Genomic DNA, 17,207 nt, shown 5'->3' on the forward strand with positions numbered 1-17,207 from the left:
GAGGCGTCCGTGCGGAGTGGGCGGCCGGCTGGTGCCGAGCGTCCGGCGCGTCCGGCTCGGCCGACCGGCACCGACGCGGCACCGGCGGAACCTGCGCGGCCGGAACCTGCGCGGCCGGGACCGGCGCGGCCTGCGCGGTCCACCGGCACCAGCGAGGCGACACCTGAGGACAAGCGACCGACCCGCGCCGCCGAGGCGCCGGCTGGACCGGGGCGACCCACGGGCGCCGCCGAGGCGGCAGCGGGGGGTAATCGGCCCACGGGCGCCGCCGAGGCGGCAGCAAGGCGTGAGCGGCCCGGCGGCGGAGCCGAGGGGCCGGAGCGGCCCGTGGGGCCGGCGGGGGACCCGGCGCGTGCCGTCGGCGTGGAGGCGGCTGGGCCCGGGGGTTCGCGGTGATCGGCGTGCTGGTCGTCGACGACGACATCCGGGTCGCGGAGATCAACGCCGCGTACGTGGCCAAGGTGCCGGGTTTCCAGGTCGTCGCGCTGGCGCATACGGCGGCCGAGGCCCTCGCCCGGGTCGAGGAGTTGCCGGTCGACCTCATCCTGCTCGACCACTACCTGCCGGACGAGAACGGCCTCGCGGTCGTACGGGAACTGCGCCGGCGTGGGCACCAAACCGACGTGATCATGGTGACGGCGGCCCGCGATGTGGCCACCGTCCAGGCCGCTCAGCGCCATGGCGCGCTCCAGTACCTGGTGAAACCGTTCAACTTCGCGGGCCTGCGCCCCAAGCTGGAGGCGTACGCGGCGCTGCGGCGCACGCTCGACGGCGGCGGCGAGGCCGAGCAGGCGGAGGTGGACCGGATCTTCGGCGCCCTGTCGGTGAGTTCGGGCGCGCCCGAGCTGCCCAAGGGCCACTCCCCCACCACGGCCGAGCTCGTACGCCAGGTGCTGCTCACCGCCGACGGTCCACTCTCCACGCAGGAGATCGCGGAACGGGCGGGGGTGAGCCGGCAGACGGCCCAGCGGTATCTGAAGCTGCTGGAGCGGGCCGGGCGGGTGCGCCTGTCGTTGAAGTACGGCGAGACCGGCCGCCCGGAACACCGCTACGCGTGGGTCCCCTCGTAGGCCACCGGCCTACACCGCGCCCGCGCCCGTCAGAGCCCGTACCTCCGTCTCCGCGTGCCTGGCCTCGTCGGGAGGTTCCGGCGAGGTGACCGTGCCGAGCCAGCCGGCGAGGAAGCCCAGCGGGATGGAGACCAGGCCCGGGTTCTGGAGCGGGAAGAGCTGGAAGTCCACGCCGGGGAAGAGCGCCTCGGGGCTCCCCGAGACGACGGGCGAGAGCGCCACCAGCAGCACGGCCGGGACGAGCCCTCCGTACACCGACCAGACCGCGCCGCGCGTGGTGAAGTTCCGCCAGAACAGCGAGTACAGCAGCACCGGCAGGTTCGCGGAGGCGGCGACGGCGAAGGCGAGCCCCACCAGGAACGCCACGTTCAGGTCCCGGGCCAGCAGCCCGAGGCCGATCGCGACCGCGCCGACACCGACGGCCGCCACGCGCGCCACCGCGACCTCGCCGTTCCGCCGCTTGCCGTGCGGCCGCTTCAGCGAGGCGTACAGGTCGTGCGCGACCGACACCGACGAGGCCAGCGTGATGCCCGCGACGACGGCCAGGATCGTCGCGAACGCCACCGCCGCGACCACCGCGAACAGCACCGCTCCGCCGGTCGAGCCCGCTCCCCCGCCCAGGTCGAGGGCGAGCAGCGGCACGGCGGTGTTGCCCGCGGCGTTGGACGCCCGCACCTCCTCGGTGCCGACGATCGCGGCGGCGCCGAAGCCCAGGACGATCGTCATCAGGTAGAAGCTGCCGATGAGACCGATGGCCCAGACGACCGAGCGGCGGGCGGCCCGCGCGGTCGGCACGGTGTAGAAGCGGGACAGGATGTGCGGCAGTCCGGCGGTGCCGAGGACCAGCGCCAGACCGAGGCTGATGAAGTCCAGGCGCGCGGTCCAGTCCCCGCCGTACTTCAGGCCGGGTGACAGGAAGTCCCGGCCGTGCCCGCTGCGTTCCGCCGCGGTGGTGAGCAGTTGGTTCACATCGCCGTGAAAGCGCAGCAGGACGAGCACGGTGAGCGCGATCGCGCCCGCCATCAGCAGCACGGCCTTGACGATCTGGATCCAGGTGGTGGCTCGCATCCCTCCCAACGACACATAGATCACCATCAGTGCACCCACGCCGATCACGGTCCACGAGCGCGCGGCTTCGCTCGTACCGCCCAGCAGCAGCGCGACCAGGCTGCCGGCCCCCACCATCTGCGCCACCAGATAGAGAACGGACACGGCGACCGAGGAAGTTCCCGCCGCGATCCTCACCGGCCGCTCCCGCATCCGCGCCGCGATCACGTCGGCGAGGGTGAACCGGCCGCAGTTGCGTACGAGTTCGGCGACCAGGAACAGCACGACGAGCCAGGCCACCAGGAAGCCCACCGAGTAGAGCATCCCGTCGTAGCCGAAGAGGGCGATCAGGCCGGAGATGCCGAGGAAGGACGCGGCGGACATGTAGTCACCGGCGATCGCGAAACCGTTCTCCATGGGCGAGAACAGCCTGCCTCCGGCGTAGAACTCCTCCGCCGAGCCCTGCCGGCGGCGGCTCACCCATGTCGTGATCGCCAGCGTGCCGGCGATGAACGCGCTGAACAGCAGGAGTGCCAGTACCTGGTGGTCTCCGGTCAACGCTCGACCGCCCCTCGCGTCAGCTCCTGGCCCCGCTCCTGATCGAACACAGCCCAGCGCAGATCGAGCGCGGCGCGGTCGCGGTGCAGCCGTGCGTGGCGTACGTATGCCCAGGTGAGCCCGAAGGTGGTGAGGAACTGTCCCAGCCCCGCGATCATCGCCACGTTCACCGCCCCGGCCACCGGGCGGGACATCAGTCCGGGCGCCGTGGTCGCCGCCACGACATAGGCCAGGTACCAGGCGAGGAAGGCCAGGACGGCCGGTACGACGAAGCGCCGGTAGCGGCCGCGTACCTCCTGGAAGGCGGCGCTGCGCTGCACCTCCAGGTAGATGTCGGACGCGCCGCGCCGGTCCCGCGACGGCTGGGCGGGGCCGGGCACCACGGCCGCCGGCGCCCCCGGGCCGCTCCCCTCACCCCAGCCGGAGGCCAGCGCGTCATACCACGGGTCATCGATCCGCACTGTCGCGGCATCGAGTCCTTCCCTGTTCTCCACCGGTCAACTCTCCTTGTCGGCGAACCGTTTCGGCCGCGTGCACAAGGATGGGCAGACCGGGAAGATCCCAGACTCTTCTCTTCCCGCTCTTCACCCCATCAGGTGACGTCATGGAGAGGTCCCGGCTCCGCGCGCTGTCGGAAGGAACCGGGACCTCAGGGGGCGGCTCAGGCGTCGATGCGCGACCGGTCCAGGGTCGCGGCGGAGCTGGTGATGAACTCCTTGCGCGGTGCCACGTCGTTGCCCATCAGCAGGTCGAAGACCTGCTCCGCGGACTCCAGGTCCCCGATGTTGATCCGGCGCAGGGTGCGGTGCCTCGGGTCCATCGTGGTCTCCGCGAGCTGGTCGGCGTCCATCTCGCCGAGGCCCTTGTAGCGCTGGATGGAGTCCTTGTACCGGATGCCCTTGCGCTGGAATTCCAGCAGCGTCTGGCGCAGTTCGTTGTCCGAGTACGTGTAGACGTACTTGTCCTGGCCCTTCTTGGGCTGGATGAGCTCGATGCGGTGCAGCGGCGGTACGGCGGCGAAGACGCGGCCCGCCTCGACCATCGGGCGCATATAGCGCTGGAACAGCGTCAGCAGCAGGCAGCGGATGTGCGCGCCGTCGACGTCGGCGTCCACAAGCAGGACGATCTTGCCGTACCGGGCCGCGTCGATGTCGAAGGTCCGGCCGGAACCCGCCCCTATGACCTGGATGATCGCGCCGCACTCGGCGTTCTTCAGCATGTCGGAGACGGACGACTTCTGGACGTTGAGGATCTTGCCGCGGATCGGCAGCAGCGCCTGGAACTCACTGTTCCGGGCAAGCTTGGCCGTGCCGAGCGCGGAGTCCCCCTCGACGATGAAGAGCTCGCTGCGCTCCACGTCGTCGCTGCGGCAGTCGGCCAGCTTGGCGGGCAGCGACGAGGACTCCAGTGCGGTCTTGCGGCGCTGCGCCTCCTTGTGCTGACGGGCCGCGATCCGTGTACGAGCGGCGGCGACGGCCTTTTCCAGCACCGCGCGGGCCTGGGCCTTGGCGTCGCGCTTGGTGGAGGTCAGGAAGGCCTTCAGCTCCTTGGCGACCACATTGGCGACGATGCGGTTCGCCGCCGACGTACCGAGGACCTCCTTGGTCTGGCCCTCGAACTGCGGCTCGGCGAGCCGCACGGTCACCACGGCGGTGAGGCCCTCCAGGGCGTCGTCCTTGACGATGTCGTCCTCGGCGACGCGCAGCATCTTGGCGGAGCGCAGCACCTCGTTCATGGTCTTGGTCACCGCGCGCTCGAAGCCGGAGACATGGGTGCCGCCCTTGGGGGTGGCGATGATGTTCACGAACGACTTGACCGTGGAGTCGTACCCGGTCCCCCAGCGCAGTGCGACGTCGACGCCGAGCTCGCGGGTGACCTCGGTGGGCGTCATGTGCCCGCGCTCGTCGAGGACGGGCACGGTCTCCTTGAAGGTGCCCTGGCCGGTCAGCCGCAGTACGTCGCAGACGGCCTTGTCCTGCGCCAGGTACTCGCAGAACTCGCTGATGCCCCCGTCGAAACGGAACGTCTCCTCGCTCTTGCCCTCGCCCTCCAGGTCCCGCTCGTCGCGGACGACGATGGTGAGGCCGGGCACCAGGAAGGCGGTCTGGCGGGCGCGCTGGTGCAGGTGCTCCAGGGAGAGCTTGGCGTCCTTGAGGAAGATCTGGCGGTCCGCCCAGTACCGCACGCGGGTGCCGGTGCGGGTCTTCGGCACGCGCTTGATCTTGCGCAGCCCGTTGGCGGGGTCGAAGGGGGCGTCGGGGCCCGACTCGGTGAAGATCCCGGGGACGCCGCGGCGGAAGCTGATGGCGTGCGTGGAGCTGTTGCGGTCGACCTCGACGTCGAGGCGGGCGGACAACGCGTTCACCACGGAGGCGCCCACGCCGTGCAGGCCGCCGGACGCTGCGTACGAACCGCCGCCGAACTTGCCGCCGGCGTGCAGCTTGGTCATGACGACCTCGACGCCGGAGAGGCCGGTCTTCGGCTCGACGTCGACGGGGATGCCCCGGCCGTTGTCCCGGACCTCCACGGAGCCGTCCTCGTGGAGGATGACCTCGATGTGGTCGCAGTACCCCCCGAGGGCCTCGTCGACGGAGTTGTCGATGATCTCCCAGAGGCAGTGCATCAGGCCCCGGCTGTCGGTGGACCCGATGTACATGCCAGGTCGCTTGCGAACCGCCTCGAGCCCCTCAAGTACGAGCAGGTGCCGCGCGGTGTAGTTGGAACCGTCACGGTCTGCGGTCAGCAGCGCACTGGACGGCACGGACGTCTCGGCGGTCACGCGGTTCGCTCCTCGCTGAATTTGGAAAGTGGCCTGTGGGGGTAAAGGCCCGGCGTCTGTCACCGGTCAGAGGGTACAGAGGCCTGGTAGAGCCGTTGTAACGCCACCCACGTGAAAACTCATGCTAGTCCAGAGTCGCAAGGGTGTTCGATCCCTCGATGGAGTGACGTGGACATCACGTTCCCTTCCAGGCATGAACCATTTAGGCTCCGGGCACGTCCTCATGAACAACCGGCAACCGCCGGGAGGGCTGAACGAGACTGAACGAGACAAGCAACGCGAAACCCGTAGAGCACAGCAATACGGCTCATTCGCCGCCAACCGGCAGCAGACAGCCTCCTTGGAAAAACTTTCAGGGAAAAGCCACGAGCGGGAACGTTTTCGGCCTGGTTGGATGTTGACCCTGGTACGACAGCTCGTCGAGCTAGAGAAGAGGCGACGTGACTACTGTTCTGACCCCCGCGAGCCCGCTGACGGCCGCCGACCGCTGCGACCGCTGCGGCGCCCAGGCATATCTGCGCGTCGTGCTGACCAGCGGTGGTGAACTGCTCTTCTGCGCCCACCACGGGCGCAAGTTCGAGCCGGAACTCAAGAAGATCGCCGCGGAGATACAGGATGAGACGGACCGGCTCACCACCGTGCCGAACGCAGTCGAAGAGGACCGCTGACACTCTTATCCACGACGAGCCAGGGGCCGGTCCAGGACTGGCCGACGGGCGACCGCCCCCACCGCGAGGGGGCGGTCGCCCGTTCTCATGCCACGCATCACTGTCCGGCCCCGCGTCTTCGCCCGCGCCGCAGCTACCGGGGGGCGCCCTGACGTCACTGGGCGGCACCGCCGCCCCGTCCCGGGTGACGCGCCTTGACGTCGTACCGAGGCACCGCGCCGCCCCGTGACGAGCCTTGACGTCGTACCGAGGCACGGCGCCGCCCCGGTAACGCGCTTGGCGGCGTCCAGCCGGCACCGTGCCGTCCCTGTGACGAGCCGTGGCGCCGTCCGGCGACGATTCAGGCAGGCACCGGGAGGTGCGCCCCTCAGACCGCCGGCAGCACCGCCGAGACCCGCGTGTACACCCCCGGGCTGCCCGGCTCCCCGCAGCCGCTGCCCCAGGACACCAGCCCGATGAGACGCCCGCGCGCCACCAGCGGCCCCCCGCTGTCCCCCTGGCACGCGTCGCGCCCGCCCTCGGGGTCCCCCGCGCACAGCATCGTGGCGGCCAGGTACCCCCCGCCGCCCGCCTCCGCTGGGTACGCCCGCGCGCACACCTCGTCCGGGAGCACGCGTACCGTCGCCGAGCGCAGCGTGTACGCGTAGGAGCCGCCGCCCGTCGTGTCGCCCCAGCCGTACACGGCGGCGCTCGTGCCCGGCCGGTAAGCCGGATCGCCGCGTCCGGCCGCCTTGATGACGTACGAGCGCGGCAGCGCGCTCGCCAGCGTGAGCACGGCCAGGTCGCCGGACTGCGTCGCGGCGTCGTACGCGGGGCTGATCCACGCCCCGGTCACCGGAATCTCCCGTCCGCCCGCCTCCCGCAGCTCCGTGCGGCCCGCGATGACCTTGAGGTCGCTCAGCTCCTTCGCGTCCGTACCGAGCACCGTCGGCCCCAGGCAGTGCGCGGCGGTCACCACCTTGGTCGGCGCGACGACCACGCCTCCGCAGAACTGCCCCGCTCGCGTACCCCCGAACCGGTCACGGCTGGAGAGGGCCACGGCCCAGGGGCTGTCGGAGGCGCGTACCGGCTGTCCTCCGACGACGACGCTGTCGGCGGCCACGGGCGCGGGCGTACTGAGCGGCAGGACCGCCGTGGCCACGATGGCGGCCACGGCCGCGGTCCGCTTCCGGGTGATGGGACGACGCATGCGGTCTCCTGACTCTCCGCTGAACCAGCTTCACCCAGAGTCGGCCAGCGCGCCGCGCCCCGCACCCCAGCGACGTGGACTCGCCAGGCACGCCGGAGGGCCCGGCTCCCCCTCGGGGAACCGGGCCCTCCACTTCGTACGACCGCCTGACCTCAGTCGAGGTAGTCGCGCAGCACCTGGGAGCGCGACGGGTGGCGCAGCTTGGACATGGTCTTGGACTCGATCTGGCGGATCCGCTCACGGGTCACGCCGTAGACCTTGCCGATCTCGTCCAGCGTCTTCGGCTGGCCGTCGGTCAGGCCGAAGCGCATGGAGACCACGCCGGCCTCACGCTCGGACAGCGTGTCGAGCACCGAGTGCAGCTGCTCCTGCAGGAGCGTGAAGCTGACCGCGTCGGCCGGCACGACCGCCTCGGAGTCCTCGATCAGGTCACCGAACTCGCTGTCGCCGTCCTCGCCCAGCGGGGTGTGCAGCGAGATGGGCTCACGGCCGTACTTCTGGACCTCGATGACCTTCTCGGGGGTCATGTCGAGCTCCTTGGCCAGCTCCTCCGGGGTGGGCTCACGGCCCAGGTCCTGGAGCATCTGGCGCTGCACGCGCGCGAGCTTGTTGATGACCTCGACCATGTGCACCGGGATACGGATGGTGCGGGCCTGGTCGGCCATGGCGCGGGTGATCGCCTGACGGATCCACCAGGTGGCGTACGTGGAGAACTTGTAGCCCTTGGTGTAGTCGAACTTCTCGACCGCGCGGATCAGACCGAGGTTGCCCTCCTGGATCAGGTCCAGGAAGAGCATGCCGCGGCCGGTGTAGCGCTTGGCCAGGGAGACCACGAGGCGGAGGTTGGCCTCCAGCAGGTGGTTCTTGGCGCGGCGGCCGTCCTCAGCGATGATCTCCAGCTCGCGCTTGAGCTTCGGGGCCAGCTTGTCGGAGTTCGCCAGCTTGTCCTCGGCGAACAGGCCGGCCTCGATGCGCTTGGCGAGCTCGACCTCCTGCTCGGCGTTGAGGAGCGGGACCTTGCCGATCTGCTTCAGGTAGTCCTTGACCGGGTCGGCCGTGGCACCGGCGACGGCAACCTGCTGCGCGGGCGCGTCGTCCTCGTCCTCGTCCGAGAGCACGAAGCCCTTGTTCTCGCCCTCGGCCTCCTCGTCCTCGCCCTTGCCGGGCGCGACGTCCTCGAGCAGCTCCTCGCCCTCGAGGACCTCGTCGGCGTCCTTCTTTGCCGTGGTCTTCTTGGCGGTGGTCTTCTTGGCGGCGGTCTTCTTCACCGCCGTCTTCTTGGCGGCGGTCTTCTTGGCGGCCGCCTTCTTGGCAGGGGTACCGGCCTCGTCGGCCGGGGCGTCCGCGCTCTGGGCCGCCGGAGCCGCGGCGGCCGCGACGGACTTCGTCACGGCCGTCTTGGCGGTGACGGTCTTGGTGGCGGTGCGCTTTGCCGGGCTCTTCGCTGCGACGCTCTTGCGGGTGCGCTTCGGCGACTCCGCTGCACTGACCATCAGCGTCACACCCTCTTCCTCGAGGATCTGATTGAGGCTGCGCAGAACATTCTTCCACTGGGTTGGCGGAATCTGGTCAGCCTCGAAGGCCCGACGCACGTCATCGCCGGCGATCTGCCCATCAGCCTTTCCCCGCTCGATGAGCGCCATCACAGACTCGGACTCGGCGATCTCCGGCGGGAGCGTACGGGATGTGCTGGCCGACACGAACAACCTCTCGGAACGATGGAAACGGCTTCCGGCCCCGCCCATGATCGGGCCGGAGCCGACGACCGTCGGCTGGGGATGTGCCGACGACGCGGGCTGAACCTCGGAGGTGCACAGCGCCATGAACGGCTGCTGTATTCCCTCCTCGGCTGTCACCTCTTAGGTCATCGCAGGGCTTCGAGGAGCGTTACGCCCAATCCGCGTGGCCCGAGTCACACCCCGTATGCGTCCAAATACCCCCAGACCGGGAGGTCACCCCCCATCGTGCCGCCGAATCCCCTGTTCCTTCGGGGTACGGCGTCGGCCTCGCCATGCCCCCGCGCCCGAAACGGCAAACGCCGCCGCGGACGTTTCGGACGCGCCGGGCCCCTCGGGTGGTCCCTGGGGCCCGGCGACACACGCCGCGTACGCGAAGGTGGACACGCCGTGTGGCACGCGCGGCGCCGGACGGCCCGCCCTTGTGGGGCAGCCTGCCGCCGGGCGGTCCGCCTTTGTGGGGCGGTTCAGTGTTCGCGCGGGGCGGGGACGACCCGCTCCACCTCCGGGTGCACCGTCAGCAGTTGGCGCATGGCGGCCTCGGCGGCCGGGCCGTCGCCGCCGGCCAGGGCGTCGACGATGCGCGCGTGGTGGGCGAGGCAGGGCTCACTGGGGCGGTCACAGCTGATCGCGGGGGAGCCGGAGACCTGGAGGGCAGCGGACACGATGCCGGACAGGTGCTCCAGCATCCGGTTGCCGGCGAGCTGGATCAGCAGGTTGTGGAACTCGGCGTCCGCACGGGAGAAGGTGATCGCGTCACCCTGGGCGAAGGCGTGGCCCATGATCTCGACCATGTCGCCGAGCCGCTGCTGGATGTCCTCGCGGCCGTGGCCGGCGGCGAGGCGCGCCGCCAGCGGCTCGATCGTCCACCGCAGCTCGCTGAGCTCACGACGCTGGTCCTCGCGCTGCGGGCCGAAGGCCCGCCACTCGATGATGTCCGGATCGAGCAGGTTCCAGTCGCTGACCGGACGGACGCGGGTACCGACGTTCGGACGGGCACTCACCAGCCCCTTGGCCTCGAGGACGCGCAGCGACTCGCGTACGACGGTACGGGAGACTTCGAATCGCTGGCCGATCTCCTCGGGTACGAGCGGCCGGTCAGCGCCCAGGTCGCCGGAGACGATCATCTGGCCGAGCTGCTGGACGAGTTGGCCGTGCAGTCCGCGGCCGCGGCTGCCGGCCGTCCGCCGGCCCACCCGTCCCAGCTCCGTGTCGGCGCCGTCCCAGGAGGGGGGCCCGACGCGGTCGGCGACGGGAGCCTCCGTGTAGGGGTATCGGTCCAGTCCGCCCTGGGCCGTGAGGCCGGTCTCCACGGGGCGGGCGGCGGTCATCATGGTGTGCGCAAGGGTACTCACGCATCCTTTGTCGGCGCGGCTTCCACGACCCTTGAGGTCTTTGGTGAAAAGCACACGAAAGGGTGATCGGCGCCCGCTCTCCAATTGACGCCTTATCGGAAGGAAGCGGGCAATTTCCAAGGGAGTTGTGACCGTTTGAAGCGCTTTGGTCACGGCTCGGTCACCAACGGGCCCTACGGCGCAGCGCCGTGAACAGATAAGCGCACGTAAGAGCTGTGAGCGACAACACCAGTGCGGTGCCCACCGGTTGAGCGATCACCCGCGCCGCCGCCAGGAGCCAGCGATCGGCCTCGTCGGGCCACTGCGCCCAGGCCAGTTCGCGCAACCGGGCCGGGAGCCCGGCGATCGAACGCACGGACGGGCCTACGAGCGCCTTCTGTACGAGCGGGGCGATGACGACCGGTACGGCCAGCACGGCGGCGACGCCCGCCGCGGTCGCCCGGAAGACCCCGGCCGCCAGGAGCCCGGCCCAGGCACAGCCCACCAGGAGGCCGGCCCAACCGATGCAGAGCGCCGGCCAGTTTTTCGGTACGGGAATCAAGTCGCCGCCGTACACGAGCCGGAGCACCTCGAGGTCGACGACCGCGACGAGGAGGGCGAGCAGGAGAGCGGCGGCGGCGGTGACGGTGAGCTTGGCGAGGAGGAGCCCGAGGCGGCGCGGAACGGTGCCGCGGCCGGACGAGAGGACGGGGTAGCGGTACTCCTCACCGAACGACAGCGCGCCCAGCAGGCCGGCGCCGAGGGCGGCGGGCGGCAGCGGGAGCAGGCCGGGCCAGGCGGCCAGGACCGCGGGCAGGGGCGTGCCACCGGGGCGCGCGAGGAACACGGCGAGGACGGCGGACGTGACGAGGGCGGCGGCGGCGATCAGGGGCCCCGTGGGTACGCCGAGGAGGCGGGACAGCTCGTACCGCAGGGGGCGGAGGGGGCTGCGCACGGGCTTGCGCACGAGCGGCGGCGGCAGCGGCCCCCCACCGCCCCGGGCAAGGACCGCCGCCGGCTCGGGGCCGGGGGCGGGGGCGGGGCCCGGACCGGGGACGGAGCCGGGGCCGGGGGTGGAGCCGGGGGCAGGGGCGGAGCCGGGCGCCTCCTGGGACGCCGACACGGGGGCGGAGCCCGGGGCGAGGACAGGGGCGGAGCCGGGGGCGGGGGCGGGAGCCGGGACAGGGGCGGAGCCCGGGGCGGGGGCGGGCGCCTTCGGGAGCGTCGGCGCCGGAGTGGCGGCAGGGGCCGGGGGTGGGCCGGGGAAGGGGCCCGTGTCGCCGATCTCGTGGGCGAGTTGGTGGAGGAGCACACCGTGCCGGAAGGCGGTCTCACCGATCTCGGCGCAGTCGCTGCCGTACACGGACAGCCGGTTGCCCTCCTCGGTGACCACTTCGACCGAGCGGTGCGCGGCGCGCGCCTCGCGGCTGACCACGGCGGCGAGGCGGGCGGCATGAGGCGTGCGGACGGCGACCCGGGGGCGCAGCCGGGTGCGGGAGAACGCGGCCGCGTCCTGGTCGGCGACCAGCCGCCCTTCGCGGATGGTGACGACGTGGTGTGCCGTGCGGGCGGCCTCCTTGGGATCGTCGGTGGTGTAGAGCACCGTGCCGCCGTGGGCGGCGTGGGCGCGCAGCAGGCCGAACAGCCAGCTGGTCTCGCGGGGCGACAGTTTGGCGGCCGGCTCGTCGAGCAGGAGGGTGTGCGGGTCGCCCAGCAGGGCGGCGGCGAGGCCGAGTCGGCGTTCCATACCGAGGGAGAGGGTGCCGAGCCGCTGGTCGCGCAGGCCGGCGAGGCCGACGATGTCGAGCATGTCGTCGGCACGGGACGCCGGTACGCCGGCGGCCGCGCAGAGCATGCGCAGTTGGCCGCGGCAGGTCCGGGCGGGGTGGCCGGGTACGTCGCCGAGCAGTACGCCGACCTCGCGGGCGGGGTGGGCGATGCGGTGGAGTGGGCGGCCGCGGAAGTAGGTGACCCCGCGGCCCGGTTCGAGTTCGAGCATCATCCGCAGGGCGGTGGTCTTGCCCGAGCCGGTGGGGCCGAGCAGTGCGGTGACACTGCCCGGTCGGGCCTCGAAGGTCAGATCGTCCACGGCGGGCGGACGGTCTCGGCGGGGGGTGCTGGTCAGTCCGATTGCCTGGAGCATCGCTTCTCCCGCGGTAGAGGAAACCGCTCGGCGGCAGGGGCGGGTACCGAAGCAAGATAACGCGATATTTCGGACTTTTTGCGCAGGGTTGAGCGGTGGGGCCCGAGGTGTCAGACCTCGGGGCGAAGCATCGGCGGGTTGAGCAGGGTCGCGCCTCCGGCTCTGAAGAGCTGGGCGGGCCGGCCGCCCTGACGCGTCGTGGTGCCGCCGGAGGGCACCAGGAACCCTGGCGTACCCGTCACTTTGCGGTGGAAGTTGCGCGGGTCGAGAGCGACCCCCCACACCGCCTCGTAGACCCGGCGCAACTCGCCAACCGTGAACTCGGGCGGGCAGAAGGCCGTGGCCAGCGACGAGTACTCGATCTTGGAACGGGCGCGCTCCACTCCGTCTGCCAGGATCCGCGCGTGGTCGAACGCGAGTGGCGCGGGCTGCTCGCCCTCCCGGCCGAAACCGCCGTCCTGGTTGAGCAGCTCGTCGACGGGGGCCCAGCGGGCGCTGTTGGCGTCGCCGCCCGCCCGGGGCGCGGGGAGGTCGGGTGCGAGCACGAGGTGAGCGACGCTGACGACTCGCATACGGGGGTCCCGCTTGGGGTCTCCGTAGGTGGCGAGCTGTTCGAGGTGGGCGCCATTGCCGGCTTCGGGGAGCGGGGTGCCCGGGTCGTGCGCGCAGAGCCCCGTCTCCTCGACCAGCTCCCGCGCCGCCGCGGCGCCGAGATCCTCGTCGGGCCGTACGAAGCCGCCCGGCAGTGCCCAGCGCCCCTGGAACGGCGGCTCTCCACGCCGTACGACCAGTGCGCACAGCGCGTGGCGGCGTACCGTGAGCACCACCAGGTCGACGGTCACGGCGAAGGGCGGAAAGGCCGACGGGTCGTAGGGCGACATGCAGCGATCATAGTCGTCTTCCTGACGATAAACACGCTCCTCGGCTCCCCCGGTGGTCACTTCTTCCTCCCTCGTGCCGGCTTGTGTGCCGCCTGCCGCAGGCGCCTGGTGCACCCGGTCACACGCCCAGCTGGAGGCCGGGGGCGGCCTCCTCGACCATGCCCAGGCCCAGCCTGCTGACCCGCACAGCGAACGGCTCCCCCGCGACACACAGCCCGGACAGCCGGATCGCTCCGAACGGGGCGCCGCGCATGGGTTGCAGCGCGACGGTGTGGGCGGGGGCGTCCGGGCGGATCCCGGCCACGGTGGTGAGCAGCTGGATGCCGGCGGCCGAGGCCACCGCGGCGGGACGGCACGCGGCGGGGTGCGGGACAGGGACGCTGTCACTCGTGCGCTGGTCCCCCGCGTACATCTCGGGCAGCCGGTACGCGAATGCCTCGGCCGCGTCGAGGAGGCCGCGCAGCAGGGATGTGGCCTCCTTTTCGTACCCGGCGGCGGCCAGGCCCGTGACGGCGACGGCCGTCTCGTGGACCCGTACCGCCCCCGAGCGGTGTCCGAAGGGGTTGTGTCCCGGTTCCTTGGCTCCGAGGCTGCGCAGGCCCCAGCCGGTGTCCATGGCGGGGCTCCCGAGCAGCCGGGCGACCTGCTCGGTCTGGACCTTGTCGAGCAGGCCCTCGGCGAACCGGCCGCCACCGAGCAGGCCGGTGTCGAGGAGGTGCGCCGCGCCGCCTCCCAGATGTGGCAGTGGGCGGCCCGCCGGTGTGCGTGCGGCGGCGGGGCGGCCGCCGGTCGGGTCGTCGAGCCAGAACTCCTCCCGGAAGCGGTGGCGCAGGGCGTGGGCCCAGTCTCGCCAGCCGTCCGCGCCGGGGCGGCCGCAGGCCTCCAGGAGATCGGCACCGAGCAGGGCGGCCCGGTGGGCGTGGGCCTGCGTCTCGGCACGCTGGAGCCCGGCGGGGCCCGGCTCGCGCAGCAGGCCGCGCTCGCCGGCGGCGGTACGCAGCCAGTGCAGGCAGCGCTCGGCGGCCGGGAGCAGCTCCGTGAGGTCCTGGTCCGGCAGGCCCCAGCGTCGAGCCTCGGCCAGCACGACGGGGAAGGCGAGGGTCGCCTCGGTGCCGGTGCAGCTGGGCGGCAGGTGCGGACCGGTGTCGCGGAGCGGCCCGGGAATGCGTCCCGCACCGGGGCCGGGGCCGGTGAGCTGGGTCCGGGCGAGGGTGCGCAGGGTGGAGGCGGCGAGCTGGGTGCCCAGGGGGAGGGCCATGCGGGCGGCCCACAGCGCTTCCGCCGGCGCCGGGCCGCAGCGCCAGGGCACGCCCGCGGCCGGATGGAGGTCGGCCGGGTGGGCGGGATCGCGCACCAGGAGCGCCCGCAGATCACCGAGGCCGGTCCGGAGGAGCTTCTCCACACGTGGGTCGTCTCCCTCGGCTCGGGCGTCGGGGAGGCTGTGGCCGCCCATTCGGCCCACCGGCCGCGCGGTGCGTGGGGAGCGCATCCGCACGTCGAGGGTGATGGTGCGGGCAGCGCCTGGCCGGAGCTCCAGCTCCCAGCGCAGCAGTCCGGCGGAGGCGAGGGTGTCCTTGGGGGGCGGCTCGGCGGTGACGATCGCATGGCCACCGTCGGGTGCCGACCAGCGCAGGCCCGAGTCGTGCACCGTCGCGCGCAGTTCGGGGCAGGGCCGACCGGACGCGACGGCGCCCAGGTCCGCGAGGTCGGTGCCCAGGGCGATCTCGACGGGAAGCCGCAGGCTGCGCCCCAGCGAGCTGCGGAAGGTGATCCGTTCGGTGCCGTCCGCGCGCCGGGACCGCTCCACGCCGACGCCCGGATCGGGGCCGGGGTCGGCGGAGGTGCGCACCACGGCGACGAAGCGGACCCGGTCGGCGGCGAGGAGCCGGCCCTGCACCGTGACCGGGTCCCGGCCGGCCACGCGCAGGTGGCAGCGGGAGAGGACCCGGCGGCCCGAGTGGTAGACACCTTCGAGGCCCTGGCCGGTGAGCTGCCCGTGCCGCGCCGAGACGGCGAAGGACGGCAGGGCGACGCAGACGAGGGCATCGTGCACGGGCGGCAGTTCCCCGGGGCGTCCCGGCGCCGGGGGTGCGAGTCCGGCGGCGGACGGCTGTCGGAACGGCGGGACGGGGGGCGGGGGCGGGACGGTGAGGTCCATGGGTGGTGTGCTGAGCCTTCTGTGCGCTCCGGACAGCCGCTGGAGGTACGACGGCACGGGTCGGGCGACTCCGCCACAGAGGGCAACGGTGCCACCCGGGTCCGGGTCACGGCTGTCATCGCCCGCTCCTGCTGCCGCGTCCGCCGCTGCGACGGGCCGCGCGGGTGCGGGCGCGGGCCGCGGTCCCCTCGGGCGGGACCGAGCCGGGCGGCGTCGTCGAGGCGGCCCTCTCGGCGGCGGGGAGCCGCACCTGTCGGGGCCGCGGACGGCGCCCGGCCTTGCGTGCACCCGACCCGGCACGGGCGCCGGCCGCCGCACGTGCCCTCGAAGCGGTCCGAGCCCCGGAAGCGGTCCTCGCCTCGCCCGCGGCACGCGCGTCGCGCTCCTCGCGGAGGCACCGGCGCAGCGACTCGGGATCGAGGCCCTCGTTGCAGGCCTGGTGCAGGAGCCTGGCGAAGACGTACTCCGGGTCGGCCTCCAGCGCGAGTGCCAGCGCCACCCGGGCGCCCGGCTCGTCACCGGTCGACCAGGCGACCCAGCCGGCGAGGGTCAGCGGCGCGGCGGAGTGCTCGACGTAGGCCCCCACGCAGCGGCGGGCCAGCGCGCGCCAGAGCCGCAGGGCCGGTGCCGCCTCCGCGTCCTCCATCCACTCCGCCGCCCGGTCCCGGGTCTCCCGGTCCTGGAGCCCCAGGATGACCGCGGCCACCTCGTCGTGGCCGATCAGCTGGTCGTCCTGGGCGTCCGCCGCCGTGGGGTCCATGATTCGTGGCGCGCCCGCGAGGCGCCTCAGGAGCTCCTCCGCCAACCGGATCGTGTCCGCACGCACCGTGTCGCGGCCGTCGATGTCCAGGATTCTGGGCACCAGCGCCGCGCCGGCACTGTCGAGCGCCCGCGACTGCTCGGCCGCCACCGCCGCTTCGCACCGCCACGGCCGGAGCCGCTCCTCCATGTCGCGCAGCGAACCGCGCACCTGGATGCCGGCGTACGCCGCGGCGGCCGCCATGACCGACGTACCGGGCAGGGCCAGGGGATTGCCCTCGGGTGGGCAGCATCGGGTGTCGGGGCAGCAGTAGGACCAGAAGCGGCCGTCGGAGATGCAGAGCGCTTCGTACACCGGCACCTCGAGCGTGCCGCAGGCGGTGCGCAGGCGCTGGGCGAGCGGACGGAGGCGCTCCATGACGCGGCGGCCGGTCTCGCCCTCGGCGGGGTCCTGGCACAGGAAGACCACGATGCCGTCGGGCCGTGAGCCACGCCGCTCACACCCCTCGATGAGGCATTCGGCGAGCTGCTCGGCGACCGGCGGCCACTCCCGCGGCGAGCGTGGGATGCCGAGCCTGAGCCGGCCGCCGAAGCGGCCGCGCTCGCCGTGGAGCGCGACCATCACGATCGAGTCGGTCGGGTGATAGCCCATCATGTACGGCAGCGCGTCGGCCAGTTCGGCGGGGCCGCGCAGGGTGATCTGCTGCTGGTCGCCGGTGGGTCCGGTGGTGTCGTGATGCTTGTTCATGGTCACGACGGTCCCGCGAACGACGTCGGCCGTCGACCCCTGTGGATAACCGCGGACGGCACGAAATGTCGCTGTCCACAGGGCCGACGGCTCGCTCGCGTACAGAGCGTCCGGCTGGTATACGCGCGCGGCGCGCG

At 72.5% G+C, this 17,207-nt stretch carries 13 protein-coding genes; 3 read left to right on the top strand and 10 right to left on the bottom strand.

Annotation, left to right across the window (positions count from 1 at the left end):
• Positions 1-392 precede the first annotated feature (392 nt).
• Positions 393-1,070: a DUF7342 family protein gene (locus AMK26_RS16680; RefSeq protein WP_073755409.1), complete on the top strand. Its 678-nt coding sequence runs from the start codon at positions 393-395 to the stop codon at positions 1,068-1,070.
• Between the two features lie 9 nt (positions 1,071-1,079).
• On the opposite strand, the gene AMK26_RS16685 is transcribed toward AMK26_RS16680, so the two are convergent.
• The 3 genes from AMK26_RS16685 to AMK26_RS16695 form a co-directional block, all read right to left on the bottom strand.
• Entirely contained in the window at positions 1,080-2,675 is a 1,596-nt protein-coding gene (locus AMK26_RS16685) for a solute symporter family protein (RefSeq protein ID WP_073755410.1), read from the bottom strand.
• Positions 2,672-3,169, bottom strand: coding sequence for a DUF485 domain-containing protein (locus tag AMK26_RS16690; RefSeq protein ID WP_073755411.1), 498 nt, complete (start codon positions 3,167-3,169; stop codon positions 2,672-2,674). The genes AMK26_RS16685 and AMK26_RS16690 overlap by 4 nt, the downstream gene beginning before the upstream one ends.
• Before the next feature lie 167 nt (positions 3,170-3,336).
• Complete coding sequence (locus AMK26_RS16695; protein ID WP_073755412.1) at positions 3,337-5,454, bottom strand: DNA gyrase/topoisomerase IV subunit B; 2,118 nt, start codon at positions 5,452-5,454, stop codon at positions 3,337-3,339.
• A 440-nt stretch (positions 5,455-5,894) separates the two neighbouring features.
• On the opposite strand from AMK26_RS16695, the gene AMK26_RS16700 reads away from it, so the two are divergent.
• Positions 5,895-6,122, top strand: coding sequence for a DUF7455 domain-containing protein (locus AMK26_RS16700; RefSeq protein ID WP_073755413.1), 228 nt, complete (start codon positions 5,895-5,897; stop codon positions 6,120-6,122).
• Positions 6,123-6,489: 367 nt separating this feature from the next.
• Here AMK26_RS16700 and AMK26_RS16705 read toward each other — a convergent pair whose 3' ends face one another.
• A complete protein-coding gene (locus AMK26_RS16705) occupies positions 6,490-7,311 on the bottom strand; it encodes a serine protease (RefSeq protein WP_073755414.1) in 822 nt (273 codons plus the stop codon).
• 152 nt (positions 7,312-7,463) lie between these two features.
• Complete coding sequence (locus AMK26_RS16710) at positions 7,464-9,011, bottom strand: RNA polymerase sigma factor (RefSeq protein WP_073755552.1); 1,548 nt, start codon at positions 9,009-9,011, stop codon at positions 7,464-7,466.
• Between AMK26_RS16710 and AMK26_RS37295 the strand changes: the two genes are divergently transcribed.
• Entirely contained in the window at positions 8,944-9,111 is a 168-nt protein-coding gene (locus AMK26_RS37295; RefSeq protein ID WP_179166852.1) for a hypothetical protein, read from the top strand. The two genes, AMK26_RS16710 and AMK26_RS37295, sit on opposite strands and share 68 nt — an antisense overlap.
• A gap of 403 nt (positions 9,112-9,514) precedes the next feature.
• Here AMK26_RS37295 and AMK26_RS16715 read toward each other — a convergent pair whose 3' ends face one another.
• From AMK26_RS16715 to AMK26_RS16735, 5 genes are all read right to left on the bottom strand, one after another.
• A complete protein-coding gene (locus AMK26_RS16715; RefSeq protein WP_073755415.1) occupies positions 9,515-10,402 on the bottom strand; it encodes a FadR/GntR family transcriptional regulator in 888 nt (295 codons plus the stop codon).
• Between the two features lie 160 nt (positions 10,403-10,562).
• Positions 10,563-12,524 carry an ABC transporter ATP-binding protein gene (locus AMK26_RS16720; RefSeq protein ID WP_073755416.1) on the bottom strand — a complete coding sequence of 654 codons (1,962 nt, stop codon included), beginning with the start codon at positions 12,522-12,524 and terminating at the stop codon, positions 10,563-10,565.
• A gap of 110 nt (positions 12,525-12,634) precedes the next feature.
• A complete protein-coding gene (locus AMK26_RS16725) occupies positions 12,635-13,405 on the bottom strand; it encodes an NUDIX hydrolase (RefSeq protein ID WP_073755417.1) in 771 nt (256 codons plus the stop codon).
• 118 nt (positions 13,406-13,523) lie between these two features.
• Positions 13,524-15,563 (bottom strand): glycogen debranching N-terminal domain-containing protein, encoded by a 2,040-nt coding sequence (locus tag AMK26_RS16730; RefSeq protein ID WP_073755418.1) that lies wholly within the window; start codon positions 15,561-15,563, stop codon positions 13,524-13,526.
• 115 nt (positions 15,564-15,678) lie between these two features.
• Positions 15,679-17,070 carry a DUF4192 domain-containing protein gene (locus AMK26_RS16735; protein ID WP_073755419.1) on the bottom strand — a complete coding sequence of 464 codons (1,392 nt, stop codon included), beginning with the start codon at positions 17,068-17,070 and terminating at the stop codon, positions 15,679-15,681.
• Positions 17,071-17,207: the final 137 nt, after the last annotated feature.

The sequence above is a fragment of the Streptomyces sp. CB03234 genome (genome assembly GCF_001905885.1).
Lineage (GTDB): Bacteria > Actinomycetota > Actinomycetes > Streptomycetales > Streptomycetaceae > Streptomyces.